This window comes from Halolamina pelagica, assembly GCF_900115675.1.
Lineage (GTDB): Archaea > Halobacteriota > Halobacteria > Halobacteriales > Haloferacaceae > Halolamina > Halolamina pelagica.
On sequence record NZ_FOXI01000016.1, the window covers coordinates 23,147 to 47,649 of the forward strand.

Here is a 24,503-nt window from a genome sequence, read left to right on the forward strand (position 1 = left end):
GGTTGAAGCTTCCTCTCCCGCGGACACCGGGGCGACTTTGGGGCTCGCCCCCGGGGACCCCGTATGAACGCGATCAAGGACTCCGTCCACGACTGGATCACCCTCTCTCCGGTCGCGGCGGACCTGCTGGACACGCCGGCGTTCCAGCGGCTCCGGCACATCAAGCAGCTCTCGACGATCCGGCTGGTCTACCCCTCGGCCTCCCACACGCGCTTCGAGCACTCCCTCGGGGTGTACCACCTCGCCAGCGAGGCGCTCTCGCACCTGCGCGTCGACGGCGAGCGCGCCGCCCACGTCCGCGCGGCGGCGCTGCTGCACGACGTCGGCCACGGCCCCTACGGCCACCAGACCGAGGAGATCATCATGCGCCACGCCGGCCGCCACCACGACGAGATCGCCGGCGTCGTCGAGGAGACGGGCATCGCCGACACCCTCCGCGACCACGACCTCTCGCCGGACCGCGTCGCCGCGCTCGTCCGCGGCGAGGGCGAACTCGGCCAACTCGTCTCGGGCGAACTCGACGTGGACCGGATGGACTACCTCGTGCGGGACGCCCACCACACCGGCGTCCCCTACGGCTCGATCGACCACGGGCGGCTCGTGCGCTCGCTGCGCTACCGCGACGGCGAACTCGTGCTGGCCGCGGGCAACGTCCGCACCGCGGAGTCGCTGCTGCTCGCCCGGGGGCTGATGAACGGGATCGTCTACCGCCACCACGTCTCCCGGATCGCGGGGTCGATGCTCGAACGCGCCAGCGAGCGCCTGCTCGCCGGCGAGAACGGCGTGGGGATCGAGCAGTTCGCCCGGATGGCCGACCACGACCTGCTGGTCGCGCTGGGCGAGCACGTCCCCGACCTCGGGGGGCGGATCGAGCGCCGCGACCTGTTCAAGCGGACGGTCTGGGCGGGGCTCTCGGACACGCCGGCCCATCTGCTGGAACTCGACCACGAGGACGAGCGCGTCGCCGAGCGCGACATCGCCGAGCGCGCCGGCGTCGACGAGTCGTCGGTGATCGTCGACGTCCCCCGGCGGCCGTCGATGAAGGAGTCCAACGCCCGGGTCGTCGTCGACGGCGTCGTCCAGCGACTCGAGGAGGCGTCGGGACTGGTCGGCGCGATTCGAGAGGCCCAGCGCGACGGCTGGCGGCTGGGGGTCTACGCGCCCGAGGCCGACCGCGAGGCGGTCGCGTCGGCGGCCGTCGACGTGCTGGGGCTCCCCGAGCACGTACAGCGCTGAGCGAGCGCTATCGGCGTCGCTCGGTGGGTAGAACGGGCGGCTCGGGAGAATCCATCGTCACAAGGGGCTCTGTGGGGGTAACCCTCGTCACTGCCGCCCGGCGGGGATTGGGTGCGGGGCCGTATCAGTCGTTCGTTGTTCGGCGTCGGCCGCGACAGGGTTCAGTCCAGAACCAGCCACGGCACCTCGATCAGCGGCGGGATGGGGGTCTCGATGTGGTGCTCCCAGACCCCCTCCTCGCCGAACGCCTCGCCGTGGTCGGCGGTGACGACGACCCGGCCGTCGAGCTCGTCGACGAACTCGGCGACGTCCTCCAGCACGATCCGGAGGTTCTCCTCGTACAGCCCGAGTGCGGCCTCCTGCGTCCCGTTCTTCATCACGTCGGCGGGATCGAGTTCGAGCCAGAGCCCGGCCTTCTGGGCGAGTTCGCTGCCGTCGAGCACGCTCTCGACGTTGGTCCGGAGCCGGTCGCTCATCGAGGCGAGCGTGCCGCCGTCCGCTTCCGCGTCGCCGTTCTCCGCCTCCTCCTGTTTCCGGATCCCCTTCTGGATCTGTTTGAGCTTCTGTCCCTTCCCCCGGGAGAGGTAGGGGGCGTGGGGCTGCATGTAGTGGAGGACGGTCCGCTCGGCGCGCTCGACGGCGTCACGGTTGTTCCGGAACGCCTCGGTTATCCCCTCGGGGGGGACCGTTCCGAGCTCCTCGTTCCAGCCCGACTTCCAGACGTCGAACACCTCGCTGATGTGGTCCGAGGCGGTCCACTCGTAGTCACAGCTCGCGCCCCACTTGAGCTCGTTCAGCGGGATCCCGAGATCGTTGATGAACGGGTTCCCGGAGAAGTACGCGATGTCGTGCTGGCCCGTGAAGTTGCGGTAGGCCCACTCCGGCGTCGACGACCCGACGCTGCGGCGCTTCTCCAGGCGCCCGTCCAGATACTCGTCGTAGATCTCGTTGAACACGTCGAACCGGCAGGCGTCGAGCACCAAGCAGTAGTCCCACTCGGACTCGAGGAAGTCCTGATCCCGCATCAATTACCCGGGCCTTCACAGCCGTTCTACCTATTCCTGTTGCTTTCTCGAAGCGGCGAAAGAACCGGTTCGCGCCTTCAACACGACTTTGTGGTACGCCCCACAGTACGCGGTATGGAACTGTTCGCCGTACCGGAGTTACCGGAGATCCGCGAGGGCGACGATCTGGCGGCGATGATCGCCGACCGGGTGGACCTCCGCCCCGACGACGTGGTCTGTGTGGCCTCGACGGTCGTCTCGAAGGCCGAGGGGCGAGCCGCCGACCTCGAAGATTTCCCCGCCGCCCCGCGGGCCAAGGAGATCGCCCGGAACCTCGAGGATATCTCGGGCGAGGAGAAGGACCCTCGCTTCGCCCAGGCCGTACTGGAGGAGAGCACCGACGTGGTGATGGAGGCGCCGTTCATCCTCACCGAGACGCGCTTCGGCCACGTCGGCGTCAACGCGGGGATCGACCGCTCGAACGTGCCCGAGCACGACCTCCTGCTGCTCCCCAAGCGCCCCGGGGAGTCCGCCGAGCGAATCCACGAGTCTCTCCCCGAGTCGCCGCCGGTGATCGTCTCCGACACGTCCGGACGCTCGTTCCGGCACGGCCAGCGCGCCGTCGCGATCGGCTGGGCCGGCATGCCCGCCTCGCGGGACTGGCGCGGCGAGACCGACCGCGACGGCCACGAACTGCAGGTCACCGTCGAGAGCGTCGTCGACGAGCTCGCGGGCGCCGCCAACCTCGTCTCCGGCGAGGGCGACGACGGCACGCCCGTCGTGATCGTCCGGGACTGGGAGTTCGGCGACCACGGCGGCAGCGACAACATGTTCCGCGAGATGCGCGGGGACTTCGTGCGCCAAGCGCTGCGGGACTGGGAGTACGAGGGCTGAGCGATGCAGGACGGTTCACCCATCCGGCGCGGGATCGAACTCACGCCCGAACACCCCGTCTCCCGACTCGTTGACCTCGGGGAGACCGCCGAGAGCGCGGGCTTCGACGCCGTGTTCGCGTCGTCACACTACAACAACCGCGACCCGTTCCAGACGCTCGCCGCCGTCGCCGCCCAGACCGACTCGATCCGGCTCGGCCCCGGCGTCGCCAACCCCCACGAGAGCCACCCCGTCGCGCTGGCCTCTCGGATGGCGACGCTCGACGAGCACTCCGGCGGGCGCGGCGTATTCGGCATCGGCCCGGGCGACCCCTCGACGCTCCGGAACCTGGGCGTCGACGGCGACGACCGCGGCCTGCGCTCGGTGCTGGAGGCGTTCAAGGTCGCCGAGCGACTCTGGACCGGCGAGCGCGTCGACCACGACGGCACCTTCGTCGCCGAGGACGCCGGCCTGAACTACGAGCCGCCCGGTGGGATCCCCGTGTACGTCGGCGGCGAGGGACCGCACATGTGCCGGATGGCCGCGAAACACGCCGACGGGCTGCTGTTCAACGGCTCGCACCCGCGTGATCTCGCGTGGGCCGGGGACCGCGTCGCGGAGGGCCTGGAGGAGCGGCCGGATCACCGCGGCTCGTTCGACTTCCTCGCGTACGCGAGCGTGAGCGTGGCCAGCGAGCGCGAGGTCGCCCGCGAGGCTGCGCGCCCGCCGGTGGCGTTCATCGCCGCCGGGGCGCCGGATCCGGTCCTCTCACGACACGACGTCGACCCCGAGCGCGCCGCCGCTGTGGGAGAGCGGATCAGCGAGGGCGACTTCACCGGGGCGTTCGAGCGGGTCTCACCCGGGATGATCGACGCCTTCGCGGCCGCGGGGACCGTCGACGACGTTGCCGACCGGCTCGCCGCCGTCCTCGAACACGCCGACGGGGTCGTCTGTGGCTCGCCGCTGGGGCCGGAGCTCGACGAGGCCGTCGAACTGGCGAGTGAGGCGCTGGAACTGGCCGAAGAACGCGTCTGAACCGACTACCGCGTCGAACCCGCGCCGAGCAGGTCGAGCAGGCCGCCGAAGGCCAGATACGCCAGCGCGCCGCTGGCGGCGAGCACGAACAGCGCCCCCATCGCGGCCGAGACGGCCGAGAGCGGGTCCTGGGTGACGACGCCCTCGAACAGCCGTCCCATCTCGGGCAGGTCGGTGACGATGCGGGTCGCGAACTCCTGCAGCGTGGCCATGGCTGATCGTTGCGCCGGGGGCCACTTCGCTTTTCCGAGTACAGCCGAGGGAGTTTTGGGGGCGCCCGCCGTCGCCCTCCCCGTGACGCTCGACCCCATTCACGTCGACACCATCGCCCGCATCGCCGCCTCCATCGCGGGCACCGTCGACGACTCCGACCACGACGACCACGCCGCGCGGGCGTGGGAGCTGCTCGACCCCTTGCGCGAGGACGGCCGGGTCGTGGTCGACCCGCTCGACGAGCCGTCGCTCCGGGCCGCGGCGATCGACGACGTGGCGCTCGCGGACCGGCCGTTCGCCACGACCCACGGGCTCGACGCCGGCACGCTCAACCCGACCGGGTTCAAGAACGGCCTGCTGCTCGACGTGGCCCAGGCCGCGATGGCCGCGGCGCCGACGGATCTGGAACTCCACCGCTCGCGCTCGCTGGTCGCGACCGTCCACGCCAACGACGCGACCCGGGAGTACGGGACCGACTGGCAGCGCTACGACGACGGCTACAGCCGCCAGCGGGTGCTGCAGGTCCCCGAGGTCGCGGAGTTCGCCGACGAGGTGACCCACGAACTCGCGCTCTACCTCGCCGAGTCCTCCCACGCGCTCGAACACGCCGACGCCGTCGAGGAGCTCCTCCTGCTCGACGGCCCGCTCTACCCCAAGCGGCTGTTCAACTGGGAGTCCCGCGATCCCGCGCTGGCGGAGGCGACCAAGGAGGCCGCCCCCCAGAACATCATGGAGAACTACGTCCGCCTCGTCGAGGGGTTCGTCGAGCGCGGGATCCCGATCGCGGGGTTCGTGAAGAACCCGACCTCCCGCTTCATCGTCCGCACGCTGTCGGACCGCACGCCGACGCCGTGGGCCGACGACGCCGCGCTGTTCACCCGCCTGCTCGAGTGTCGCGAGGAGGGGGGTCGGGAGGACGAGAACGGGCGCGACGGCGACCCGGCGGCCGCCCGGGACGAGTCGGATCTCACCTTCACCTCGTGGTTCCGCTCGCGTGGCTCCTCGGACGAGCCGATGTCCGACGACGGCGACGCGATGGGGATCCAGCGCCGCCTCGACCCCGAGGCGTACGAGGTGACGTTCTGCTACCTCTACGACCCCCGGACCGACGTGACGTACAAGATCGAGGCGCCCTACGCCGTCACGCGCGACCCCGAGACGCGCGCGGCGCTGACGACCCAACTGCTGAGCGAGGTCGCGACCGAGCGCGGCCCGCCGGAGGCGATTGGGAAGGCCGACGAACTCGCGAAGATCGGCGCCGGCGAGAAGGGGGCGATCCGCCGGAGGTTCGAGGAGACGTTCGGCAGCGAGTCGCGGTCGACGTACGACCGGTTGCGCTGGGGCGAGGAGGAGTAGCGACCGATCAGGCCGGCGTCTCCTTCTCCACGTCGACCGTCACGTCGTCGACGCCGATGCGGGCGAACTGCGTGCGGATGTGCTCGCGTGCGGCCTCGATCGCCTGCTCGCGCGTGTCGAACCCGCGGGGCATCGGCGACTCGAACGCGACCCGGATCTCCTCGCCGTCGATCTCGATGGCCGAGCCGCCGCTCTCGACCTGGTAGAACTCGTCGCAGACCCAGACGTAGGCGGCGTCCTCGTCGGGGGCGCCCTTGTAGGAGGGGGGCTCCTCGCCGCGCTCGAAGACGGTGCCGGTGAGCGTCGTGCCCCCGCCGTGGCCGCTGACGTGAATCATACCCGAGCTAGTCGGTCGGCACTCTTAGGGGTGGTGCCCGCGGCGCCGCAGGGAAAGGTGTATGCCGGGAGCCCCCCACGTCCGGCGCATGAGCGATTCGGGCGATCTTGGCGATTTCACCGACTACGTGGGCGACGACGACGCCTCCGCCGCCGACGCGAGCGACGACGCCCCGGCCGACGACGCCCGCGCTGACGAGGCCGAGTTCGAGCGCTACGGCACGGAGCCGGCGGGCGCCGACCAGGGACTGGGGACCGTCTCGGTCTCGCAGGGGCTGCGCGTCTCGCAGGACGGCGACGAGACGCGGCTGCGGGCGTTCATCACCACCGGGAACCGCGACTCGGTCCGGCTGGGGAGCTACCTGCTGGTCCCCTACCCCGACGACGAGACGCTCTTCTGCTCCATCGCCGCGCTGGAGTACGCCCAGGAGTTCCAGTCCGACGACGCCACCGAGATCCACGCCCGCCGACAGATGCGCCGTGAGGAGTTCGAGGAGCGGGACTACAAGTTCATGGCCGAGTTGGAGCCCGTGGCGGTCATCTATGAGGAGGGCGGCGAACTCAAACGGCGGATGACCGACCGCGTCCCCAAGCCGGGCGCGCTGGCCCGCGAGGCCGCCGACGAGGAGCAGATCAAGACCGGGCTGAAGATCCCCGGCGACGGCGTCTTCCTCGGCCACCTCTCCGTCGGCGGCGAGAAGGTCCGCACCGCCGCCGAACCGCCGACGGTCGACTACCGCGTGAAGGACGAGTACGCCGACGGCGACCCCCTCGTCTTCCGGCACACGCTCGTGGCCGGCGGCACCGGGTCGGGGAAGACCCACGCCTCGAAGAACGTGCTGCGGCAGTATCTCGATTCGGACCGGAGCTACCCCATGGACGACGGCCGCGACGTGTCGCCCGCCGTGGTCCAGTTCGACCCGCAGGACGAGTACGCCCAGATGCACGACGACAACCCCGATATGGACGACGAGTTCGCCCGCAAGCTCGACCGGGAGGGGATCGCCCACGGCGGCCACGACGACACGGTCGCGCTGGTGCCCGTCGAGGACGGCGTCACCTACGGCGGCGAGAACCACCGCGCCGAGCAGGTGCGGTTCACCATCCCGTTCTCGGTCGTCGACGAGTACGACATGCCGTGGCTCGTCGCCGGCGGCGGGCTGAACGACAACCAGTACCCGGCGCTGCTCACGCTCCTCAACCGGTTCTTCAGCGATTACGGGAGCAACGGCACCTACGAGGAGTTCTTGACCTACCTCGACGACCCGGGCCTGCAGGAGGAGCTCCACGAGTCCGGGCGCGTCCACGAGGCGACGTTCGACGCCGTCAAGCGCCGCGTTCGCGGGATCCCCAACGGGATCTTCGATCAGGACGCGCGGCCGATCACGGAACTGGACCACGAGCTCGTCCGCCCGGGCGGGCTGACGGTCGTGCCGACCTACCACCTCTCGACCTCGCGGGCGAAGGAGATGTTCGTCCTCGCGGTCTCGTCGCTGCTCGTCGACGACAAGCTCTCGAACTCCCCGCAGAGCCAGCGCATCAAGGAGACGCCGCTGGTGCTGGGGATGGACGAGGCCCACAACTTCCTCTCGGAGGCCGACACCGTGCAGGCCCGGAAGGTCGTTCAGAAGTTCACCGAGGCCGCCAAGCAGGGTCGGAAGGAGCGACTGGGGCTGTTCCTGATCACCCAGGACCCCCAGGACATCGCGGAGCCGGTGTTCAAGCAGGTGAACACGAAGGTCGTGCTGAACCTCGGGGACGAGGACGCGATCTCGTCGGTGAACATCCCGAGCGAGTTGGCCCGGAAGGTCCCCTACATGGAGAAGGGACAGATGGTGGTCTACTCGCCCGACAACTCCGAGCCGGTGGAGCTGATCGGGCTGAGCGAGTGTGTCACTCGCCACGGCGAGTGATCGACGACGACCTCCGCGTCGTCGTGACGCGTGGCGATGTGTTACCAGACACGGCGAGTAACACCAGTCTCCGCTCGAGACCGACCGCGACCTGCGTGTCGCGGTCACGGAGCGTGTTGCCGTGACTGTGTCGAACCAGTCACGGCGTGCGACCAGCGGCGATCTCCGGATCGGCGCCCGGAACCGATGCCGTGACTGTGTCGAACCGGTCACGGCGTATGACCAGCGACGATCTCCGGATCGTTGCACGGAGCGTGTTGCCGTGACCGTGTATGGCCAAACGTCTCGCGACCGACCGCACCCGCCGCGCCTCGGCGGCGAATCCGCCACCCCGCTTTTCACGGATGCCCTCGAACCCCCAGCCATGACCGACCGCATACTCGTCGCGTACGACGGCACGCCGCAGGCCGAGGACGCCCTCGAGTTCGCCGTCGAGGAGTGGGCCGACCACGATCTCACGCTGCTGTACGTCATCAACCCCGTCGAGGCCGGCTACAGCGCCGGCGTCGGCATCCCCAGCGGCGGCGAGGAGTGGTTCGAGCAGGCCAAGGCCGACGCCGAGGAACTGTTCGCGGACGCGGACGAGGAGTACGAGACCGAGTTCCGGACCGAGACCGCGGTCGGGCGGCCGCCCCAGGCCATCGTCAACGTCGCCCGCGGCGAGAGCGACGACGTCGACGCCCCCGGGTACGACCACCTCGTGATCGGGAGTCACGGCCGCACCGGCGTCTCACGCATGCTGCTCGGGAGCGTCGCCGAGAAGGTGGTCCGCGAGTCGCCCGTTCCGGTCACTGTCGTCCGGTAGCGGCGACGACACGACGGTGACGCGGGAGTTACCTATAGCCCCGAGGTGACCTAATTACGCGCTATACGACAGGCATTAAACCCCGAGCCGCCTCGATCGGACATGGAGTTCGACGAGGCGGTCCTCACCCGACGCAGCGTCCACGAGTACAGCGACGAGCCGGTCGACGACGACACCATCGCGGCCGTCTTCGACCAAGTTCGGTACAGCCCCTCCAGTTACAACCTCCAGCCGTGGGAGTTCCTGGTGCTGACCGAGGACCCGAACCGCGAGCGACTCAAGGAGGTCGCCTACGGCCAGGAACACGTCACCGACGCGCCCGTGGCCGTCGCGGTGCTGGGCAACACCGACCCCAGCGCCCACGCCGAGGCCGTCGCCGAGGACCAGCTCCGGAAGGGGTAGCTCCCCAACGAGGCGGCCAAGGAAGACCTGCTCGAGACCATCGATGGGATGGCCGAACGGGACGAGTCGGAGAACCGGCTTTGGGCCACCCGCAGCACCGCGCTGGCGGGGATGACGCTGATGCACGCCGCCCGCGCCGAGGGGCTGGCGACCTGTCCGGTCGGCGGCTTCGACGGCGAGGCGCTGCGCGGGGAGTTCGACATCGGCGACGGGTACGAGCCGGTGATGCTGGTGACGATGGGACACGCCGCCGCCAACGCCCGGGACACGAACACGCCCCGGAAGTTCCGCCGCTCAGTCGACGATATCGTCCATCGCGAGGAGTTCGAGCCGGCGGAGGCCGAACTCGACGACGGGGTCGTGGCCGAGAGCTACGCGACGCAGTAAGTCGACCACGGCGCGCGACCTGCAGCGACCTCCGTGTCGCTGCCACGGAGCGTGATGCCGTGGTCGTGTAGTAGCCACCCACGGCGCGTTAACCTGTCGCGGGCTCCGTTCCGTGACGACGGAGCGTGTCGCCGTGATCGTGTCACCATCACTCACGGCTAGCGGACTCGACGTCGGCCGGCCCACGGGTCAGTACGAACAGAACTTTGCTCTACCGCCATCGTCCCCACTCATGGTCGTGCCCGGACAACTCGCGTTCGGCGGCTTCCTCGTCTCCGGCGGGGTACTGCTCGCGATCGACCACCCGGCCGTCGATCGACTCAACCGCCACCTGAAAGCCTCGGGAACGAGCCAACGGCCGTCGGAGATCGAGACGGACGGGAACGCTGAACTGGTCGGACGCGCCGTCGGCGTCCTCACCCTCGTGACGGGGCTGTTGATCGCCGTCGACGCGATCGCCCGATCGCGCCGCGGATCGTCAGCCGGTTAGACGCCCGGGATACCGAGCGCCGACAACTCGACGAGGTTCGCCAGCGAGAGGACCCACAGTAGCACGATCGCCGCCAGCCACGCGGCGAAGCCGATCCCCGCGGCGCGGATCCAGCCGCCCGGGTAGCGCCAGTTCACGATGCCGATCCACAGGACCAGCAGCAGCACCGGGCCGACGACCGGGATCCCGCCGATAAAGCCGAGCAGCGCGTAGGCCAGCGCCCCCACGGCGGCGGCGACGACGGCGTCCCCGAACGCGGGATCCTTCCGTAGCACGATCTTCGCGCCGATGTGGATCGCGAGCGCGCCCACGAGCAGGCTGACGACTCCGACGATGAGTCCGTCTATCGGGGCCATACGTGTCCAGTCGCGGCGCACGAGGGAAAGCGTGGTGGGCGTCGTGACAGCTGCCGAGAACGATCCCGGCGCCCCCGTGGCCGAAGGCTTTAGCGGGAGTCACCGCGTTGGTGCGCACGAATGGACGAGTCGGACCTGCGGATGGACCAGCGCGTCCGGAAGTCGACGCGGGAGACGCTCCGTGAGTCGTTCGTTACGGGGCTGGCGGTCGTCGTGCCGATGCTGGTCACGGTCATCGTGCTGGCGATCGCGTTCCAGTACGTCTACAACACGCTCACGGTTCTCGCGCAGGGGATCATCGACGCCGGGAACCTGGTGAACATCCCGGTGTACGGCGATATCCCGGTCGGGATCGTCGTCGTCCAACTCGCGACGCCGGTGATCCTGCTGGTCGTCATCATGGTGGTCGGCGTCTTCACCAACACCACCGAGTGGGGCGAGCGCGCGGTGAACTACTTCGACTACTTCATCTCCCAGATCCCGGCCGTCGGCGGCGTCTACGAGTCGTTCCGGCAGATGAGCAACGTGATGCTGGAGTCGGACACCCAGAGCTTCCGCGAGGTGAAACTCGTCGAGTTCCCCCACGAGGGCGCGTACACGCTGGGGTTCGTCACCACCGAGACGCCGGACGCGCTCGCCGAACCGGCGGGCCACCCCGAGATGCTCACGCTGTTTCTCCCGCTCGCACCGAACCCTGTGATGGGCGGCCACCTGGTTCACATGCCCGCCGACCGCGTGATGGACGTGGACATGACCGTCGAGGAGGGGATCCGCGCCATCGTCACCAGCGGCGTCGCCGTCGCCGGCGGCACCCGGACCGGCGACGGCGGCCTGTCGGCGGCGGCGATGCGGGATCTCGCGGGCGTTGAGTACGCCGACCAGCAGTTCACCCCCGGACGGGACTCGCCCGGAGTCAGGCGGTCGGAATCGGCCGACACCGACCGCTCGGAAACCTACGACGAGTCGGTCAACCCCGAGCGGTCGACGACGCCCGACGACATCGCCCGCCGTGAGCGCTCCGAGGCCGACGCCGACGCGGGGACGGCGCGATCCGACGCCCGGCGAGCGAACGTCACGCCCGCCGAGGAGGCGGGCCGGTACGCCAACGAGGCCGACGGGACCGATCAGCCCCCCGCGGCCGCTGCCGACCGGGAAGCCGAGGCGCGTGACCGGACCGACGAGCCCCCGGCAGCGGCGGCCGGCCGGGAGCCGGCGGAGGGGGACGCGGCCGACGACGGGGAGACGACCGACGACGCTTCCCCGGCGGAGTCCGGCGAGGGGAACTGATGGGGGAGTTCACGCTGCGGGAGCACACCGCCGACGTGGCCGTCGAAGCGACCGGCGACGACGTCGGCGCGACGTTCGCGGCCGTCGCCGACGGGCTCGCGGCGGCGATGTGCGACGACTGGCCGGCGCCCGACGCCGCCGACGGCGGCGAGCGCGCCGACCTCCGGGTCGTCGCCGAGAACCCGGAGGCGGCGCTGTACGACTACCTGGACGAGCTGATCTACGAACGCGACGTACGGGCGGTGCTCCCCGTCGACAACGAGGCCCGCGTCGAGGGGAACGGCGAGTGGTCGGTCGACGCCAGCTACCGGGGTGTGCCGCTCTCGGCGGTCGTCGCCCGGGAGGTGAAGGCGGTGACCTACTCGGAGATGGACCTCCGGCGCGTCGACGGGGGGTGGGAGGCGTACGTCGTGTTCGACGTGTAACCGATCACGGCTCGCGAACCGCCGCGACCGCCGTGTCGCGGCCGCGGAGCGTGTTGCCGTGATCGTGTGTTACCGACCGTGGCTCGCGAACCGCCGCGACCGCCGTGTCGCGGCCGCGGAGCGTGTTGCCGTGATCGTGTAAACCGATCACGGTTCGTGACCGCTCGCGGACTCCGTTCCGCGACGATGGAGCCACTACCGTGATCGTGTCCGGATATTCTCACGACGGCGTCGGCGCTACGTGTCCACGTACTGCCGGACGAGCCCGCACTCCGGACAGACGTACGTCGTCGGCTTCAGTTTCTCCTTCGCGCCGAGGCTCCCCAGGAGTCCTTCCTTGGGCTCGTCGGTCACGAGGTGGAGTTCGAACCCGTCCGAGGTCCGCGTCGTCGTCTCCTCCATCGTTACGCCGCAGTCCGGGCAGCGTCTGGTCGCCATGGCCGGTGCTGTGGCTGCCGCCGATATAGTGCTACGGGGGAACGACCTTTCCCGTTCCCGGACACAGCAGGTGGTATGACGCGCCACACCGCGATCGCGCCGCTGACGCTCGCTGTACTGCTCGCCGCGATCCCGGGGCGGGCGCTGGCACACGTCCGGTACGTGACTCCCAGCGATGGTGGGGAACGGGCCGCCGAACTGCTCGCCGCCATCGCGGCGGACCCCCTCGCGCTCGCGCTGCTCGGGGGCGGGGGCGTCGGGACCGTCGCCGCCGGCGCCGGCTGGCTCCGGTTCCGACCGTTCCGGGCCGACCTCGCCGTCCTGAGGACCACGCTCCGGAGCTACGACGACCTGCTGCCGTGGCTCGCCCGGCTCGCGATCGGGCTCCCGATGGTCGGCGCGGGCTTCACCGGCTACCTCTTCTCGCCGGCCGCGACCGCCGACCTGCTCGGCCTGCCGGGGCCGCTGATCCGGCTGTACGGCATCAGCGTCGGGTTCCTGCTCGTGTTCGGCTTCGCGACCCGGATCGCGGCGCTCGCGGGACTCCTCGGCTACGTGGTGGGGCTGGCGTTCAGCCCCGCGCTGTTGCTGGCCCTGGAGTACGTTCCGGGCTTCCTCGTGATCCTCCTGCTCGGGGGTGGCCGCCCCAGCGCCGACCACGTGTTCTCCCGGCTCTCGGCCGCCGAGGGCACGGTGTACCAGCGGTTCGACCCGGTCCGGGAGACCCTCGCGCCGATCGGCGAGCGCCTCGCGGCTCGGACGGATCTCGTCCCGGTTATCGTCCGGGTCGGGCTGGGGGCGTCGTTCGTCTACCTCGGGATCGTCCAGAAGCTGTTCATGCCCGGCCAGGCGCTGGCCGTCGTCGCGAAGTACGACCTGACTTCGGTCGTCCCCGTCTCGCCGGAACTCTGGGTCGTCGGCGCCGCGCTCACGGAGATGGCGCTGGGGATCGCGCTCGCGCTGGGCCTGTTCACCCGGGCCGGCTGTGGCGTGGCGATCCTGATGTTCACCACCACGCTGTTCGGGCTGCCGGACGACCCCGTGATGGCGCACGTCTCGCTGTTCGGACTGGTGTCGGTGCTAGTGATCACCGGCGGCGGCGCGTACTCGCTGGATCGCTGGCTGGCCGAGCGGTTCGGGAGCGACGCCCGCGTCGAGCGGGCCGGCGGGGACGCGGCGCCGACGGCCGACTGACACGGAACGGTCTTTCCGCTTCGGGCCCCACGGTCGGGTATGACTACGAGGGAGTTCGACGACGTCACGCTCGAACGCGTCCGGGAGCACGTCTGGGAGATCCCCCAGGAGGGCGGGATGGAGGTCCCCGCCCGCGTGCTCGCGAGCGAGGCGCTGCTCGAGGAGATCGGCGAGGACGACAGCCTCCGACAGCTGAAAAACGCCGCCCACCTCCCCGGGATGACGAAGCACGCCCTCGCGATGCCGGACGCCCACCAGGGCTACGGCTTCCCCGTCGGCGGCGTCGGCGCCGTCGACGCCGAGAACGGCTGTATCTCGCCCGGAGCTGTAGGCTTCGACATCAACTGCGGCGTCCGGATGCTCCGCACGCCGCTCACCTACGACGACGTGCGCGGCCGAGAGGAGGAACTGGTCGACGAACTCTTCGAGGCGATCCCCTCCGGGCTCGGTGGCGGCGGCGTCGTCGAGGGGAGCCGCGACGCCGTCGAAGGGGCGCTCGAACGCGGCGTCGAGTGGGCCGTCGAGCAGGGGTACGCGACCGAGGCCGACCTCGCCCACTGTGAGGACGAGGGGCGGCGGCCCGACGCGCAGCCCGAGTTCGTCTCGAAGAAGGCGAAGGACCGCGGGATGAACCAGATGGGGAGTCTCGGCTCGGGGAACCACTTCCTCGAGCTCCAGCGCGTGACCGACACGTTCGACGACGCGGTCGCCGACGCCTACGGGCTGCGCGAGGGCGAGATCGTCGTCCTCATTCACTGTGGCAGCCGCGGGCTGGGTCACCAGATCTGCTCGAACTACGTCCGGCGCATCGAGCAGGAACACGGCGACCTGCTCGACCGACTCCCGGACAAGGACCTCGCGGCCGCGCCCGCCGGCTCCGAGTTGGCCGAGGAGTACTACGGCGCCATGTGCGCCGCGGTCAACTTCGCGTGGGTGAACCGCCAGCTCATCACCCACCGGACGCGGGAGACGCTCGCCGAGGTCTTCGACGCCGTCGACGCCGCCGACGTGGAACTGCTGTACGACGTGGCCCACAACATCGCCAAGCGCGAGACGCACGACGTGGACGGGGAGGCGCGGGAGCTGTTCGTCCACCGAAAGGGCGCGACGCGGGCGTTCCCGGCCGGGCGCGCGGAGGTGCCCGACGCCTACCGCGACGTGGGCCAGCCGGTGATCATTCCCGGCTCGATGGGGGCGGGGAGCTACGTGCTGAAAGGCGGCGACCGCTCGCTCGAGGAGACGTTCGGCTCGACCGCCCACGGCGCCGGGCGGCTGATGTCCCGCACGCAGGCCAAACAGGAGTTCTGGGGCGGCGACGTCCAGGACGACCTCGCCGAGCAGGACCACATCTACGTGAAGGCCAACTCCGGCGCGACGATCGCCGAGGAGGCACCTGGGGTGTACAAGGACGTGGACGAGGTGGTCCGGGTCAGCGACGAACTGGGTATCGGGGACAGGGTGGCACGGACGTTCCCGGTCTGCAACATCAAGGGCTGAGTCCCGTCCCCCCGGCGCCTCAGCGGGGGACGATCGACGATCTCCCCGCCGCGATCAGGGCCACAGCCCACGGGCGTCGTGGGCCTCGGCGACGCGGGAGAGCGCGACGATGTAGGCGGCGTCGCGCCAGGTCACGTCGCGGCTTTCGAACTCCTCGCGAACGTCGTTCCACGCCGCGAGCATCTCGGTCTCGAGTTCGTCGTTGACGCGCTCCAGCGACCACGCGCGGCGGTTGATGTCCTGGAGCCACTCGAAGTAGCTCACGGTCACGCCGCCGGCGTTGGCGATGATGTCCGGGATCACCGGGATGTCGCGCTCGGCGAAGATCTCGCTGGCCGCCGTCGTCGTGGGACCGTTCGCCCCCTCGACGACGAGGTCGGCGTCGACCGCGTCGGCGTTGTCGGCGGTCAGCACGTTGCCGATGGCTGCCGGGATCAGCACGTCCACGTCGAGTTCGAGCAGTTCCTCGTTGGAGACCGTCTCGGGGGCGTCGTGGGTCATCACCGCTTCCGGCTCCTCGTGGTGGGTCGGGATCGAGTGCGTGTCGAGCCCGTTCGTGTCGTAGATGCCGCCGTTCACGTCGCTGAGCGCGACGACGTTGGCGCCCCACTCGTCGAGCAGGCGGGCGGCGTTGGCGCCGACGCTGCCGTACCCCTGGACCGCGACAGAGGTCTGCTGGATGTCCATGTCGTAGTAGTCGATCGCCTCGCGGGCGATGATGGCGACGCTGCGGCCGGGCGCGCTGTCGCGGCCCTTGCTACCGCCGACGACCGGCGGCTTCCCGGTGACGACGCCCGGGATCGTCTCGCCTTCCTGCATCGAGTAGGCGTCCATCAGCCACGCCATCGTCTGCGGGTCGGTCCCCATGTCGGGCGCGGGGATGTCGACCGTCGGCCCGATCACGTCACGGAGCTCCTCGGTGAACCGACGCGTCAACTGCTCCTTCTCGCGATCGCTCAGCTCCTTCGGGTTGACGGAGATCCCGCCCTTGGCGCCGCCGAAGGGGAGGTCCATCACCGCGCACTTCCAGGTCATCCACATGCCGAGGCCCACACACTCGTCGCGCGTGACCTCGGGGTGGTAGCGCAGGCCGCCCTTGTGGGGGCCGCGGACGCTGTCGTGCTGGGCTCGGTAGCCCGTGAACACGTCGACGCCGCCGTCGTCGCGCTCGATCGGGACCGTGACCTCGTGGACGCTCTTGGGGTGTTTGAGCCGCTCGACGATGTTCGGGTCGATGTCGAGGTGGTCGGCGGCGTGCTGGAGCTGGCGACGCGCGGTCTGCAGCGCCGATTCGTGCTCGGTCGGCTCCTCCGGGGGCTGCTCGGTCTCTGTTGTGGATGTGGATGCCATGATTACTCGATCGGCGTCCGTCGATTCCGCATCGAACCGGCGCAGTCCGGACACTGCCCGGGGTTGTCTTCGGCGACGATCACGTTGCCGCACTGGAAACACTCGTAGGGCGTCTCCTCGTTCGGGTTCTGGTCGACGTCTCTCATAGTGACGAGTCCCGACAGCCAGTGACGGGTACTCGCCCTCACTAACGGGGGGACCGGGGAGTATTCCCTCGTTGACTACCGAACGGCTCCGAAACGGGTGGGTTGATCATTCAACGGTGTGCCGAACCCACACGATCCGGCAGAACGGACGGGAGCGCGCCGCTCACTCCCTCAATCGGCGTGTGCGGTCGTGACCGGCGCGTGGTCGTCGATCAGGGCGGCGAACAGCTTGCGCTGGACGGTCCGGACGTGCTGGTAGAACCCCTGCGGCGAGATGTCCAGCGACTCGGCCACCTCCTCGCCGGTGAGGCGCCTGGGCGTCTCGAAGAAGCCGCTGTAGTACGCCGTCTCCAACACCTCCAGTTGGCGGTCGGTCAGGCGCTCGAGCACCGAGGCGTAGAACCCGTGTTCGGAGGCCTGCTCTCTGGTCTGTTTGGCGGTGAGCTCCACCTCGCCGAAGCGCTCGCGCAGGAACTGGCTGACGTGTCTGGTGTCGACGCTGCCGGGCACGTCGATGGTGAGCTCCGTCCCGGACCCGGTCGCCGCGGCGGTCTGGAGGATGGCGCCGTGGTCGGCCAGTTCGGTCGCGAGAAACGGCTTCGAGAGCTGGAGCCGGACCACGCCGCCGGTCTCGCCGCCGCGGATCTCCTGGACGTCGTCGACCAACACGAGCCCCGCCGCGGCGTCGACGACGCTGTCGACGGGTGCGTCCTCGACGGTGACGAACACGTAGTTCCCGTTCGCCGTCTGCTGGACGCCGCCCTCGTAGCTGAGCGTGCAGTCCGCGGCGCCGGCCAACTGCGTGAGGACGAACGAGCGGTCGGACACCGCGTAGTCGACGCGGGTCATCGACGTGGTGAGCAGCGCGCGCTTGCGCTCGCTGGCGCTGATGGCCGACGCGATGGTCTCCCCGAGTTCGCCGAGCACCGTCCGAACGGGGTCGTCGAACGCGTCCGGGGTCTCGGCGTACACCGTCAGGACGCCGTAGGTGAGATCGTTGTACACCAGCGGAATGCTCAGCACCGAGAGGAAGTCCCGGGAGATGGCGGCCTTCCGCCACGGCGCCGCCCGGAGGTCGGCGGCGACGTTCGACACCAGCGTCACCTCCCCGGTCGCGGCGGCTCGGCCCGCCGGCTCGACGCCGTCGGCAGCGACCGGGAACGACTGGCTGTCGATGTACCCCTCCTCGGCGCCGGCCCACGTCGCCGGGTTGACGGTCTCGGTCGCCGCGTCGACGGTGCCGATCCACGCGAACCGGAAGCGGTCCTCGGCGGTCAGCCGCTCGCAGACGGTGTGGTCGATCTCCTCCCTGGTCTCCGAGCGGACGAGCGCCCCGTCGATCTCCCGGATCGTCTCGTTGATGCGGTTGAGTGTGGTGAGCTGCTCGTTCCGGTGTTGGAGCTCGCGGTCCTGCTCGCGGAGCTGGGACTCGCGGCTGACGCGGTCGAGCGCGGCCTCGGCCGTCGCGGCCAGCAGGTCCGCCAGTTCGCGGGTCACGTCGTCGAACGCGCCGACCTCGGTGGTGCCGGCGATGAACACGCCGTGGTTGCCGAGCGGGATGTACGCCGCGCTCCGGAGGTCGGTCGCGGGGTTCTGGAGCCGATCGTCGGCGTGCACGTCGTCGAAGAAGAGCGCCTCGTCCTCAACGAAGCTGTGGCTCGTCAGGTCGCGCCCGTCGGCGTGGACGGTCGGCAGGGGGCCGTTGGCTTCCCGCATCCCCGGTGACTGGGCGGCGGGCTGGAGGTGGTTGTCGTCGGCGTCGAACAGGTAGACGGCGCCCGCGTCGAGATCGAGCACCGACGCCGTGTCGTCGACGACGTGCTGGGCGATCTCCTGGTGGGTCTCGGCGTAGAGGAAGTCCCGGGCGGTCTCTTGGAGCGTGGCCAGCGCCTGCTCGCGCTGCTTGCGCTTGGTGATGTCGCGACAGCTGTACAGCAGCGTCCCGTCCTGAATCGACACCTCGCGGACGTTGACCAGCAGCGTGTGTTCACGGCCGGCCTTGTCGGTCGCGGTGATCTCGATGTTCTTCAGCACGCCCGTCTCGGCGAGCGCCTCGCGGTCGAACAGGTCGTCGCCGAGCAGTTCGTCGATCGTCCCCAGCTCCCGGATCTCGTCGGCGGTGTAGCCGAAGATGAAGTGGACGTTCGGACAGACGTACGTGTACTCGCCGTCCTCGTCGGTCATGAGGACGGTGTCGGTCATGTTGTTGAGCGTGACGCGGTGGAGCTCCTCGGACTGCCGGAGCTCGCGTTCGAGGTCGACGCGGTCGCCGATGTCCATCCCGTCGACCACGATGGAGACCAGCCGCCCCCGCTCGTCCTTCACGGGGCGGACCGAGAGCTCGAACACGCGGTCGCCTGTGACGCCGTCGCGGGTGACGACCGCCTGGCCGAACTCGCCGTTCCTGGCCGTCTCGACGAGCCGTCGAACGTCGGCCGCGGCGGTGTCGTCGTCGGGCCACCACGGGAGCGTCCAGAACGGTTGCCCGACGACGGCGTCGGTGTCCGCGTCGACCATCTCCCGGGCGACCCCGTTGACCCGCGTGAGCGTCCCGTCCGGGTCGAGTACCCAGGTCGCGGTTCGGGCGTCGTCGAACGTGGCGTCGAACTGGCGGGCGCGGTCGCGCCGGGTCCGCTTGCGCTGGGCGGCGCGAATCGCCTCCTCGGTTCGCCCGAGCGTGTCCTCGACGACCTCGTCGAGCGGGCCGTCGACGACCACGTAGTCGGTGACGCCCGCCTCGATCGCCTCGCTGGCGAGCGATTCGCTGCCCGCGGCGGTCCCGAGGAGGACGGGGAGCGTCGTCGTCGTGTCGCGGATCCCGCGGACGAGGTCGATCCCGGTCGAGTCCCCGACCTCCCGGGCGGTGAGGACGGCGTCGACGGCGTCCGTCCGAACGAGTTCGAGTGCGGCCGGGGCCGTGTCGACGGCGTCGACAGTGCTGTCCGTCCGGCTCCGCAGCGCGTCGGCGACGGCGGTCGTCCAGTCGGTCTCGCCGACCACGGCGACCCGCGAGTCGTCGAGGACGGTGTCGGATAGCGAGGGCATGTTGGGGGTTCGACGCCGCCGGTGACGGCTCGGCGGCCGTGTGTTCCCGACGGTAGTCGCCCGGCGATGAAAACGTCGTTGTTTAACTATCAACCTTCGTGATCGACCGTTCTTTCGATACCAACGTGTCCCCTGCGACCATACCTCACACGGCGACCGGAGACATTTACCCCCGCCCGGGCGCTACACCGCGTATGCTCGACACCCGGCGCGGTCGGTTCGTCCTCCTCGCCCTCGGGATCACCACGGTCGCGTTCCCGTTGGCGATCCTGTTCACGCCGCCGGACCCGTACACGCAACTGGTCGTCGCCGGCGGCGTGGTGGCGATCGCGCTCACGGCGGCGAACCTCCTCAGCCACCCGACGGTGTACGGATGGTTCCAGAAGGAGTGAGCGGTCGGCCGCGGGGGCTCAGTCGTCGTGGGGGCCGGCCGGCCCGCCCGGCTCGTCCGGTCCGCGTGGGCCGTGGGTGCCGAGGCCGATCGTGACGCGGTCGCCCTCCGGCTCCGGCTCGATCTCGACCCCGTCCTCGAACCGGACGAAGGAGAGGTAGAACGGCTCGCCACAGCCCTCGTCGGGGGCGTCTGCGCCCGCCGGGAGGTCGTCCCCGGAGAGCAGTAGCTCCCCGTCGCCGCAGACGATCCGGACGCCGTCGATGCCCGCCGCGTCCTCGAACGGCTCGTCCGGGTCGACGTAGTTCCATCCGGAAAGCGGGTAGGGCGTGACGCTCTTGTCCGCGAGATACCCCTCGCGCTCGAGTTCGTGGACTGCGCCACAGCACGGGCAGTAGTAGGTGACGGGGTAGGACATACGCGGAACGAGGCGCGCGAGGGGGACGTGCCTTTCGGCGGCGTCACCCCCCGGCCGGACTCACTCCTCCCCTCGCGCGTCGACGACCAACACGGGGATCTGCGTCTTCCGGAGGACCTGCTCGGCGACGCTGCCGAGCAGCGCCCGGGAGATCCCCGAGCGGCCGTGGCTCCCCATCACGACCAGGTCGGCGCCGAGTTCGTCGATGGCGTTGCGGATGGCCCGTGCCGGCTGGCCGGCGCGGACGTGCTCCTCGGCGGGCACCCCCGCGGATTCGGCGGCGTCGGCAACGTAGCCCGTCGCCTCGTCGGCGGCCTGTTTCACCTCGGGCATGTCGTCGAGGTGGCCCTGCCGGATGCGGTCGACCTGCTCGGTGCCCAGCGAGTAGTTCACCGCGTCCACGTCGATGACGTAGAGCGCGTGGACGGTGGCGTCGTACTTCGCGGCGAGGTCGACCGCGCGGTCCACGGCGGCCTCGGCGGTGTCGCTTCCGTCGGTCGGAACGAGGATGTTGTCGTACATGGATCAGTCGTCCGCGGGGGTCTCGCCCCCGTCGGTCGCGACGTCTTCGGCGCTCTCCTGGCGGGACATCGGCTCGGGGCTGTGACACTGCCGGACCATGCGTTTGGTGTCCTCGGGCGGCTCCTCGGTGAGCCGGGAGACGACGATGGTGATCGCGAACACCAGCGGCGTCCCCACGAGCGCGGCGCCGATGGCCGGGAACACCTGTCCGTAGAGGTCACTGAACGGCACGATCAGGTCGTTGACCACCGCGGCGATCCAGACCAGCAGGCCGACGCTCATGCCCGCGAGCGCGCCCTGTCGGTTGGTCTTCTCCCACCAGAGCCCGAGGAAGAACATCGGGAACAGCACGATCGCCGCGAGCGAGAACGCCAGCGCGACCAGTTCGCCGACCAGCGCGGGCGGGTCGAGCGCGGTGAGCGTGACGATCGCCCCGAGGACGACGATGGTCCCCCGGCCGACCAGCACCTGTTCGCGCTGGGTCGCGTCGGGGTTGATGATGTTGGTGTAGATGTCGTGTGAGACCGCCGAGGAGGCCGTGATGAACAGGCCCGCGGTCGTCGCGATGGCGGCGGCGATCCCGCCGGCGGCGACGAGGCCGACGAACCACGTCGGAAGGTTCGAGAGCTGGGCGGCCAGCACGACGATCAGGTCACCCTCGCCGCCGGACATCCCGCCCTCGGCGGCGTAGGTCGGGCCGTACTGGGAGGCGTCGTAGAGGTCGACGCCGAACGCCGCCAGCGCGGGCGCGCCCCAGTACAGCAGCATGATGAAGAACAGCCCCCAGACCGTCGAGTGGCGGGCGGTCCTCTCGTTCTCGACGGTGTAGAACCGCACGAGCACGTGCGGGAGGCCGCAGGTTCCGAACACCAGCGAGAACGCGGTGGCGACCCAGAGGAAGAACGACGAGTTCGCGAACGGTTCGGAGAACTCGCTGTTGAGGTCGTTGATCAGCGCCCCGTACTCGATCTGGGGCAGGACGGTCGAGTAGTCGCCGGTGAAGCCGACGACGTACACCGCCGCGAGGAAGGCGACGATGAGGATGACGTACTGCACGGCCATGTTCTTGGTCGCGCCCATCATCCCCGAGAGGCTCAGGTACGCGACGGTGATCGCCATCATGATGACCACCATCGTCACGTAGTCGGTGCCGAACACGTAGAGGCCGACCAGCCCCATCCCGCGGGCCTGCCCGACCGAGTAGACGAAGCCGATCAGGATCGTCGTCAGCGCGCCCATCGCGCGGGCGGTGTCGGAGTTGAAGCGGTCGCCGACGAAGTCCGGCGCGGTGTACTTCCCGAACCGCCGCATCTGGGCGGCGAGGAAGATGAGCAACACGAAGTAGCCTGCGGTCCAGCCGATGATGAACGCCAGCCCGTAGAACCCGGAGAGGGCGACCAGCCCGGCCAGGCCGAGGAAGGAGGCGGCGGACATCCAGTTGGCGCCGATCGCCATCCCGTTCTCCACGTTGCCGATCGAGCGCCCGGCGACCCACATCCCCTCGGTGTCGGCCACCTTGAACAGGTAGCCGACGACGAGGAACAGCGCCAGCATCGCGATCACCAGCACCGCCGGGATCGGCTTGAACGAGATGTCCAGCGCCTCCGGCAGGAGTTCGCTCGACTGCAGCGCCGCCGCGGCGAGCGCGTTCATACGTCCTCACCCCCGTCGGCGGCGACGCTCTCGTCGGGCTCCGACCCGCCGCCGGAGCCGGCGTCGACGGTCTCGGAGTGGTCGATGCCGTACTTCTCGTCGAGTCTGTCCCGCCGCCGCGAGTAGATGAACGCCAGCACGAGCGAACTCGTCGGCGCGACGAACGCGACCGTGAAGTAGTGCGCCGGGAACTGGATGACGGGTATCTCCTGGGTCATCAGTTCCGGCGCCAGGTAGGTCGCAACCACCGGCCCCCAAGTGAGCACCGTCCACGCGAGAAAGCCCGCCCACACCAGCTTCAGGTGGTCCCGCATGAACGGCGTGTTGGGACTCAGGATGTTGATCTCGGTCTCGAGGTAGTCCACCTCCGCCTCGCGCTCGGCGACGCCGCCGTGGGTCTCGTCGGACGGCGGCGACGGTCGGCCGCCGTCGGTCCCGCCGGCCGGCGGCGACGATCGGCCGCCGTCGGTGGCGAGGTCGTCGGTGTCGTCGTCCGGTTCGTGTGAGGTATTGTGTGTCATAGATCGTGCGTGTGTCGGTCGTGGTCCGTTCGTGTTCGAAAAACGGTGCGTCGGGGTTACTGCTGTACGCTGTCCCGGATCTCCTCGACGATCTCGGGGTTGCGCAGGGTGGAGGTGTCGCCGAGTTCCTCGCCGTTGGCGATGTCCTCGAGCAGTCGGCGCATGATCTTCCCCGAGCGCGTCTTGGGCAGTTCGGGCGTGAAGATCACCTGTTCGGGGCGGGCGATCGGGCCGATCGCGTCCTCGACGCCCTGAACGATCGCCTCTCGGAGCTGTTCGGTCTCGTCGTAGCCGTCCTCGGTGATGACGTAGGCGTAGACGGCCTCGCCTTTCACGTCGTGATCGCCGCCCACCACGGCGGCCTCGGCGACGCCCTCGACGCCGACGATCGCCGACTCGATCTCCATCGTCCCGAGCCGATGCCCGGAGACGTTGAGCACGTCGTCCACGCGGCCCAGCACCGTGATGTAGTCGTCCTCGTCGATCTTCGCCCCGTCCTCCGGGAAGTAGGTCCAGTCCTCGGGGTCGTCGCTCTCGATGTCGGAGTACTCGCGCCAGTACTCGTCGATAAAGCGCTCGTCGTTCTGGTAGAGGGTCCGGAGCATCCCCGGCCAGGGCTTCTGGATCGTCAGATAGCCCGCCCGTCCGGGGTCGACCTCCTCACCGGTCGTGTCGAGGATCTCGGCATCGACGCCCGGGAGCGCCGGACCCGCGGAACCGGGCTTCATGTCCTTGACCCCTGGCAGCGTGGTGACCATCATCCCGCCCGTCTCGGTCTGCCACCACGTGTCCACGACCGGGCAGGACTCGTCGCCGATGTGCTTGTAGTACCACTTCCAGGCGCGGGGGTTGATCGGCTCGCCCACGGTACCCAAGAGGCGCAGACTCGACAGATCGTGCGCGTCGGGGTACTCCGTCCCCCACTTCATGAACGCCCGGATCGCCGTCGGTGCCGTGTAGAGTTGCGTGGCCTCGTACTCCTCGACGATCTCCCAGAGACGGTCGCGCTCGGGGTAATCCGGGGTTCCCTCGTACATCATCGTCGTCGTCCCGAGCGCGAGCGGGCCGTAGACGATGTAGGAGTGGCCGGTGATCCAGCCGATGTCGGCCGAACAGAAGTACGTGTCCTCGGGCTTGATGTCCAGTACCGCGTGAGAAGTCCACGCCGCCCACGAGAGGTAGCCCCCCGTCGTGTGTTTGACGCCTTTCG

At 69.7% G+C, this 24,503-nt stretch carries 25 protein-coding genes and 1 pseudogene; 13 read left to right on the forward strand and 13 right to left on the reverse strand.

The window, feature by feature from the left end; all coding sequences use genetic code 11:
- The first annotated feature begins 63 nt into the window (after positions 1–63).
- Complete coding sequence (locus BMZ83_RS14065; protein ID WP_074879980.1) at positions 64–1,236, forward strand: HD domain-containing protein; 1,173 nt, start codon at positions 64–66, stop codon at positions 1,234–1,236.
- A gap of 161 nt (positions 1,237–1,397) precedes the next feature.
- On the opposite strand, the gene BMZ83_RS14070 is transcribed toward BMZ83_RS14065, so the two are convergent.
- Entirely contained in the window at positions 1,398–2,261 is an 864-nt protein-coding gene (locus tag BMZ83_RS14070; RefSeq protein ID WP_074879982.1) for an alkaline phosphatase family protein, read from the reverse strand.
- 114 nt (positions 2,262–2,375) lie between these two features.
- Here BMZ83_RS14070 and BMZ83_RS14075 point away from each other — a divergent pair, with 114 nt between their 5' ends.
- Both BMZ83_RS14075 and BMZ83_RS14080 read left to right on the forward strand, forming a co-directional pair.
- The gene (locus BMZ83_RS14075) at positions 2,376–3,134 is read left to right on the forward strand and encodes a coenzyme F420-0:L-glutamate ligase (protein ID WP_074879985.1); all 759 of its coding nucleotides are present in this window, start codon (positions 2,376–2,378) and stop codon (positions 3,132–3,134) included.
- A 3-nt stretch (positions 3,135–3,137) separates the two neighbouring features.
- On the forward strand, positions 3,138–4,148 hold the full coding sequence (locus tag BMZ83_RS14080) for a 5,10-methylenetetrahydromethanopterin reductase (RefSeq protein ID WP_074879988.1): 1,011 nt from the start codon (positions 3,138–3,140) through the stop codon (positions 4,146–4,148).
- Between the two features lie 5 nt (positions 4,149–4,153).
- Here the strand turns inward: BMZ83_RS14080 and BMZ83_RS14085 are convergent, their stop codons facing one another.
- Positions 4,154–4,360 (reverse strand): hypothetical protein, encoded by a 207-nt coding sequence (locus BMZ83_RS14085; RefSeq protein ID WP_074879990.1) that lies wholly within the window; start codon positions 4,358–4,360, stop codon positions 4,154–4,156.
- 82 nt (positions 4,361–4,442) lie between these two features.
- Here BMZ83_RS14085 and BMZ83_RS14090 point away from each other — a divergent pair, with 82 nt between their 5' ends.
- Positions 4,443–5,717: a DNA double-strand break repair nuclease NurA gene (locus BMZ83_RS14090; RefSeq protein ID WP_074879992.1), complete on the forward strand. Its 1,275-nt coding sequence runs from the start codon at positions 4,443–4,445 to the stop codon at positions 5,715–5,717.
- Positions 5,718–5,724: 7 nt separating this feature from the next.
- Here the strand turns inward: BMZ83_RS14090 and BMZ83_RS14095 are convergent, their stop codons facing one another.
- On the reverse strand, positions 5,725–6,054 hold the full coding sequence (locus BMZ83_RS14095; RefSeq protein WP_074879995.1) for a DUF7113 family protein: 330 nt from the start codon (positions 6,052–6,054) through the stop codon (positions 5,725–5,727).
- Positions 6,055–6,142: 88 nt separating this feature from the next.
- Between BMZ83_RS14095 and BMZ83_RS14100 the strand changes: the two genes are divergently transcribed.
- The 4 genes and pseudogenes from BMZ83_RS14100 to BMZ83_RS14115 all read left to right on the forward strand — a co-directional run bounded on the left by BMZ83_RS14100 (position 6,143) and on the right by BMZ83_RS14115 (position 10,050).
- Positions 6,143–7,966, forward strand: a complete 1,824-nt coding sequence (locus BMZ83_RS14100) for an ATP-binding protein (RefSeq protein WP_074879999.1) — start codon at positions 6,143–6,145, stop codon at positions 7,964–7,966.
- 364 nt (positions 7,967–8,330) lie between these two features.
- Positions 8,331–8,771, forward strand: coding sequence for a universal stress protein (locus BMZ83_RS14105; RefSeq protein ID WP_074880002.1), 441 nt, complete (start codon positions 8,331–8,333; stop codon positions 8,769–8,771).
- 102 nt (positions 8,772–8,873) lie between these two features.
- Positions 8,874–9,560 (forward strand): annotated as a pseudogene (locus BMZ83_RS14110) (nitroreductase family protein).
- 232 nt (positions 9,561–9,792) lie between these two features.
- Positions 9,793–10,050, forward strand: coding sequence for a hypothetical protein (locus BMZ83_RS14115; RefSeq protein WP_074880004.1), 258 nt, complete (start codon positions 9,793–9,795; stop codon positions 10,048–10,050).
- Here BMZ83_RS14115 and BMZ83_RS14120 read toward each other — a convergent pair.
- Positions 10,047–10,406: a hypothetical protein gene (locus BMZ83_RS14120; protein ID WP_074880007.1), complete on the reverse strand. Its 360-nt coding sequence runs from the start codon at positions 10,404–10,406 to the stop codon at positions 10,047–10,049. The two genes, BMZ83_RS14115 and BMZ83_RS14120, sit on opposite strands and share 4 nt — an antisense overlap.
- Positions 10,407–10,526: 120 nt before the next feature.
- Between BMZ83_RS14120 and BMZ83_RS14125 the strand changes: the two genes are divergently transcribed.
- Positions 10,527–11,693 carry a DUF502 domain-containing protein gene (locus BMZ83_RS14125; RefSeq protein ID WP_074880010.1) on the forward strand — a complete coding sequence of 389 codons (1,167 nt, stop codon included), beginning with the start codon at positions 10,527–10,529 and terminating at the stop codon, positions 11,691–11,693.
- A complete protein-coding gene (locus BMZ83_RS14130; protein WP_074880014.1) occupies positions 11,693–12,118 on the forward strand; it encodes an archease in 426 nt (141 codons plus the stop codon). The genes BMZ83_RS14125 and BMZ83_RS14130 overlap by 1 nt, the downstream gene beginning before the upstream one ends.
- 237 nt (positions 12,119–12,355) lie before the next feature.
- Here the strand turns inward: BMZ83_RS14130 and BMZ83_RS14135 are convergent, their stop codons facing one another.
- Positions 12,356–12,556, reverse strand: coding sequence for a hypothetical protein (locus tag BMZ83_RS14135; RefSeq protein WP_074880017.1), 201 nt, complete (start codon positions 12,554–12,556; stop codon positions 12,356–12,358).
- A gap of 75 nt (positions 12,557–12,631) precedes the next feature.
- On the opposite strand from BMZ83_RS14135, the gene BMZ83_RS14140 reads away from it, so the two are divergent.
- Positions 12,632–13,750 (forward strand): DoxX family protein, encoded by a 1,119-nt coding sequence (locus BMZ83_RS14140; RefSeq protein WP_074880021.1) that lies wholly within the window; start codon positions 12,632–12,634, stop codon positions 13,748–13,750.
- A gap of 39 nt (positions 13,751–13,789) precedes the next feature.
- Positions 13,790–15,247: an RtcB family protein gene (locus BMZ83_RS14145; RefSeq protein ID WP_074880024.1), complete on the forward strand. Its 1,458-nt coding sequence runs from the start codon at positions 13,790–13,792 to the stop codon at positions 15,245–15,247.
- A gap of 54 nt (positions 15,248–15,301) precedes the next feature.
- On the opposite strand, the gene gdhB is transcribed toward BMZ83_RS14145, so the two are convergent.
- From gdhB to BMZ83_RS14155, 3 genes are all read right to left on the reverse strand, one after another.
- Positions 15,302–16,597, reverse strand: a complete 1,296-nt coding sequence (gene gdhB, locus BMZ83_RS14150) for a glutamate dehydrogenase GdhB (RefSeq protein WP_074880027.1) — start codon at positions 16,595–16,597, stop codon at positions 15,302–15,304.
- A gap of 2 nt (positions 16,598–16,599) precedes the next feature.
- Complete coding sequence (locus tag BMZ83_RS16535; protein ID WP_143076985.1) at positions 16,600–16,743, reverse strand: rubrerythrin-like domain-containing protein; 144 nt, start codon at positions 16,741–16,743, stop codon at positions 16,600–16,602.
- A 171-nt stretch (positions 16,744–16,914) separates the two neighbouring features.
- A complete protein-coding gene (locus BMZ83_RS14155) occupies positions 16,915–19,788 on the reverse strand; it encodes a bacterio-opsin activator domain-containing protein (RefSeq protein WP_074880029.1) in 2,874 nt (957 codons plus the stop codon).
- A gap of 194 nt (positions 19,789–19,982) precedes the next feature.
- Here BMZ83_RS14155 and BMZ83_RS14160 point away from each other — a divergent pair, with 194 nt between their 5' ends.
- The gene (locus tag BMZ83_RS14160) at positions 19,983–20,180 is read left to right on the forward strand and encodes a hypothetical protein (protein ID WP_074880032.1); all 198 of its coding nucleotides are present in this window, start codon (positions 19,983–19,985) and stop codon (positions 20,178–20,180) included.
- 18 nt (positions 20,181–20,198) lie between these two features.
- Here BMZ83_RS14160 and BMZ83_RS14165 read toward each other — a convergent pair whose 3' ends face one another.
- From BMZ83_RS14165 to BMZ83_RS14185, 5 genes are all read right to left on the reverse strand, one after another.
- Positions 20,199–20,597: a hypothetical protein gene (locus tag BMZ83_RS14165; protein WP_074880034.1), complete on the reverse strand. Its 399-nt coding sequence runs from the start codon at positions 20,595–20,597 to the stop codon at positions 20,199–20,201.
- Positions 20,598–20,657: 60 nt separating this feature from the next.
- Positions 20,658–21,119, reverse strand: a complete 462-nt coding sequence (locus tag BMZ83_RS14170; protein WP_074880037.1) for a universal stress protein — start codon at positions 21,117–21,119, stop codon at positions 20,658–20,660.
- Between the two features lie 3 nt (positions 21,120–21,122).
- Positions 21,123–22,772: a VC_2705 family sodium/solute symporter gene (locus tag BMZ83_RS14175; protein WP_074880040.1), complete on the reverse strand. Its 1,650-nt coding sequence runs from the start codon at positions 22,770–22,772 to the stop codon at positions 21,123–21,125.
- The gene (locus BMZ83_RS14180) at positions 22,769–23,293 is read right to left on the reverse strand and encodes a DUF4212 domain-containing protein (RefSeq protein ID WP_074880043.1); all 525 of its coding nucleotides are present in this window, start codon (positions 23,291–23,293) and stop codon (positions 22,769–22,771) included. Before BMZ83_RS14180 ends, BMZ83_RS14175 begins: the two co-directional genes overlap by 4 nt.
- Positions 23,294–23,349: 56 nt before the next feature.
- Positions 23,350–24,503 (reverse strand): AMP-binding protein (locus BMZ83_RS14185; protein WP_143076986.1); only part of this gene is annotated, 1,154 nt, incomplete at its 5' end.

Excerpts from the sequence above, each read along its gene's own strand:
- BMZ83_RS14065 (WP_074879980.1), top strand. The coding sequence starts at position 64 with ATGAACGCGATCAAGGACTCCGTCCACGACTGGATCACCCTCTCTCCG.
- BMZ83_RS14070 (WP_074879982.1), bottom strand. The coding sequence starts at position 2,261 with ATGCGGGATCAGGACTTCCTCGAGTCCGAGTGGGACTACTGCTTGGTG.
- BMZ83_RS14075 (WP_074879985.1), top strand. The coding sequence starts at position 2,376 with ATGGAACTGTTCGCCGTACCGGAGTTACCGGAGATCCGCGAGGGCGAC.
- BMZ83_RS14080 (WP_074879988.1), top strand. The coding sequence starts at position 3,138 with ATGCAGGACGGTTCACCCATCCGGCGCGGGATCGAACTCACGCCCGAA.
- BMZ83_RS14085 (WP_074879990.1), bottom strand. The coding sequence starts at position 4,360 with ATGGCCACGCTGCAGGAGTTCGCGACCCGCATCGTCACCGACCTGCCC.
- BMZ83_RS14095 (WP_074879995.1), bottom strand. The coding sequence starts at position 6,054 with ATGATTCACGTCAGCGGCCACGGCGGGGGCACGACGCTCACCGGCACC.
- BMZ83_RS14100 (WP_074879999.1), top strand. The coding sequence starts at position 6,143 with ATGAGCGATTCGGGCGATCTTGGCGATTTCACCGACTACGTGGGCGAC.
- BMZ83_RS14105 (WP_074880002.1), top strand. The coding sequence starts at position 8,331 with ATGACCGACCGCATACTCGTCGCGTACGACGGCACGCCGCAGGCCGAG.
- BMZ83_RS14115 (WP_074880004.1), top strand. The coding sequence starts at position 9,793 with ATGGTCGTGCCCGGACAACTCGCGTTCGGCGGCTTCCTCGTCTCCGGC.
- BMZ83_RS14120 (WP_074880007.1), bottom strand. The coding sequence starts at position 10,406 with ATGGCCCCGATAGACGGACTCATCGTCGGAGTCGTCAGCCTGCTCGTG.
- BMZ83_RS14125 (WP_074880010.1), top strand. The coding sequence starts at position 10,527 with ATGGACGAGTCGGACCTGCGGATGGACCAGCGCGTCCGGAAGTCGACG.
- BMZ83_RS14130 (WP_074880014.1), top strand. The coding sequence starts at position 11,693 with ATGGGGGAGTTCACGCTGCGGGAGCACACCGCCGACGTGGCCGTCGAA.
- BMZ83_RS14135 (WP_074880017.1), bottom strand. The coding sequence starts at position 12,556 with ATGGCGACCAGACGCTGCCCGGACTGCGGCGTAACGATGGAGGAGACG.
- BMZ83_RS14140 (WP_074880021.1), top strand. The coding sequence starts at position 12,632 with ATGACGCGCCACACCGCGATCGCGCCGCTGACGCTCGCTGTACTGCTC.
- BMZ83_RS14145 (WP_074880024.1), top strand. The coding sequence starts at position 13,790 with ATGACTACGAGGGAGTTCGACGACGTCACGCTCGAACGCGTCCGGGAG.
- gdhB (WP_074880027.1), bottom strand. The coding sequence starts at position 16,597 with ATGGCATCCACATCCACAACAGAGACCGAGCAGCCCCCGGAGGAGCCG.
- BMZ83_RS16535 (WP_143076985.1), bottom strand. The coding sequence starts at position 16,743 with ATGAGAGACGTCGACCAGAACCCGAACGAGGAGACGCCCTACGAGTGT.
- BMZ83_RS14155 (WP_074880029.1), bottom strand. The coding sequence starts at position 19,788 with ATGCCCTCGCTATCCGACACCGTCCTCGACGACTCGCGGGTCGCCGTG.
- BMZ83_RS14160 (WP_074880032.1), top strand. The coding sequence starts at position 19,983 with ATGCTCGACACCCGGCGCGGTCGGTTCGTCCTCCTCGCCCTCGGGATC.
- BMZ83_RS14165 (WP_074880034.1), bottom strand. The coding sequence starts at position 20,597 with ATGTCCTACCCCGTCACCTACTACTGCCCGTGCTGTGGCGCAGTCCAC.
- BMZ83_RS14170 (WP_074880037.1), bottom strand. The coding sequence starts at position 21,119 with ATGTACGACAACATCCTCGTTCCGACCGACGGAAGCGACACCGCCGAG.
- BMZ83_RS14175 (WP_074880040.1), bottom strand. The coding sequence starts at position 22,772 with ATGAACGCGCTCGCCGCGGCGGCGCTGCAGTCGAGCGAACTCCTGCCG.
- BMZ83_RS14180 (WP_074880043.1), bottom strand. The coding sequence starts at position 23,293 with ATGACACACAATACCTCACACGAACCGGACGACGACACCGACGACCTC.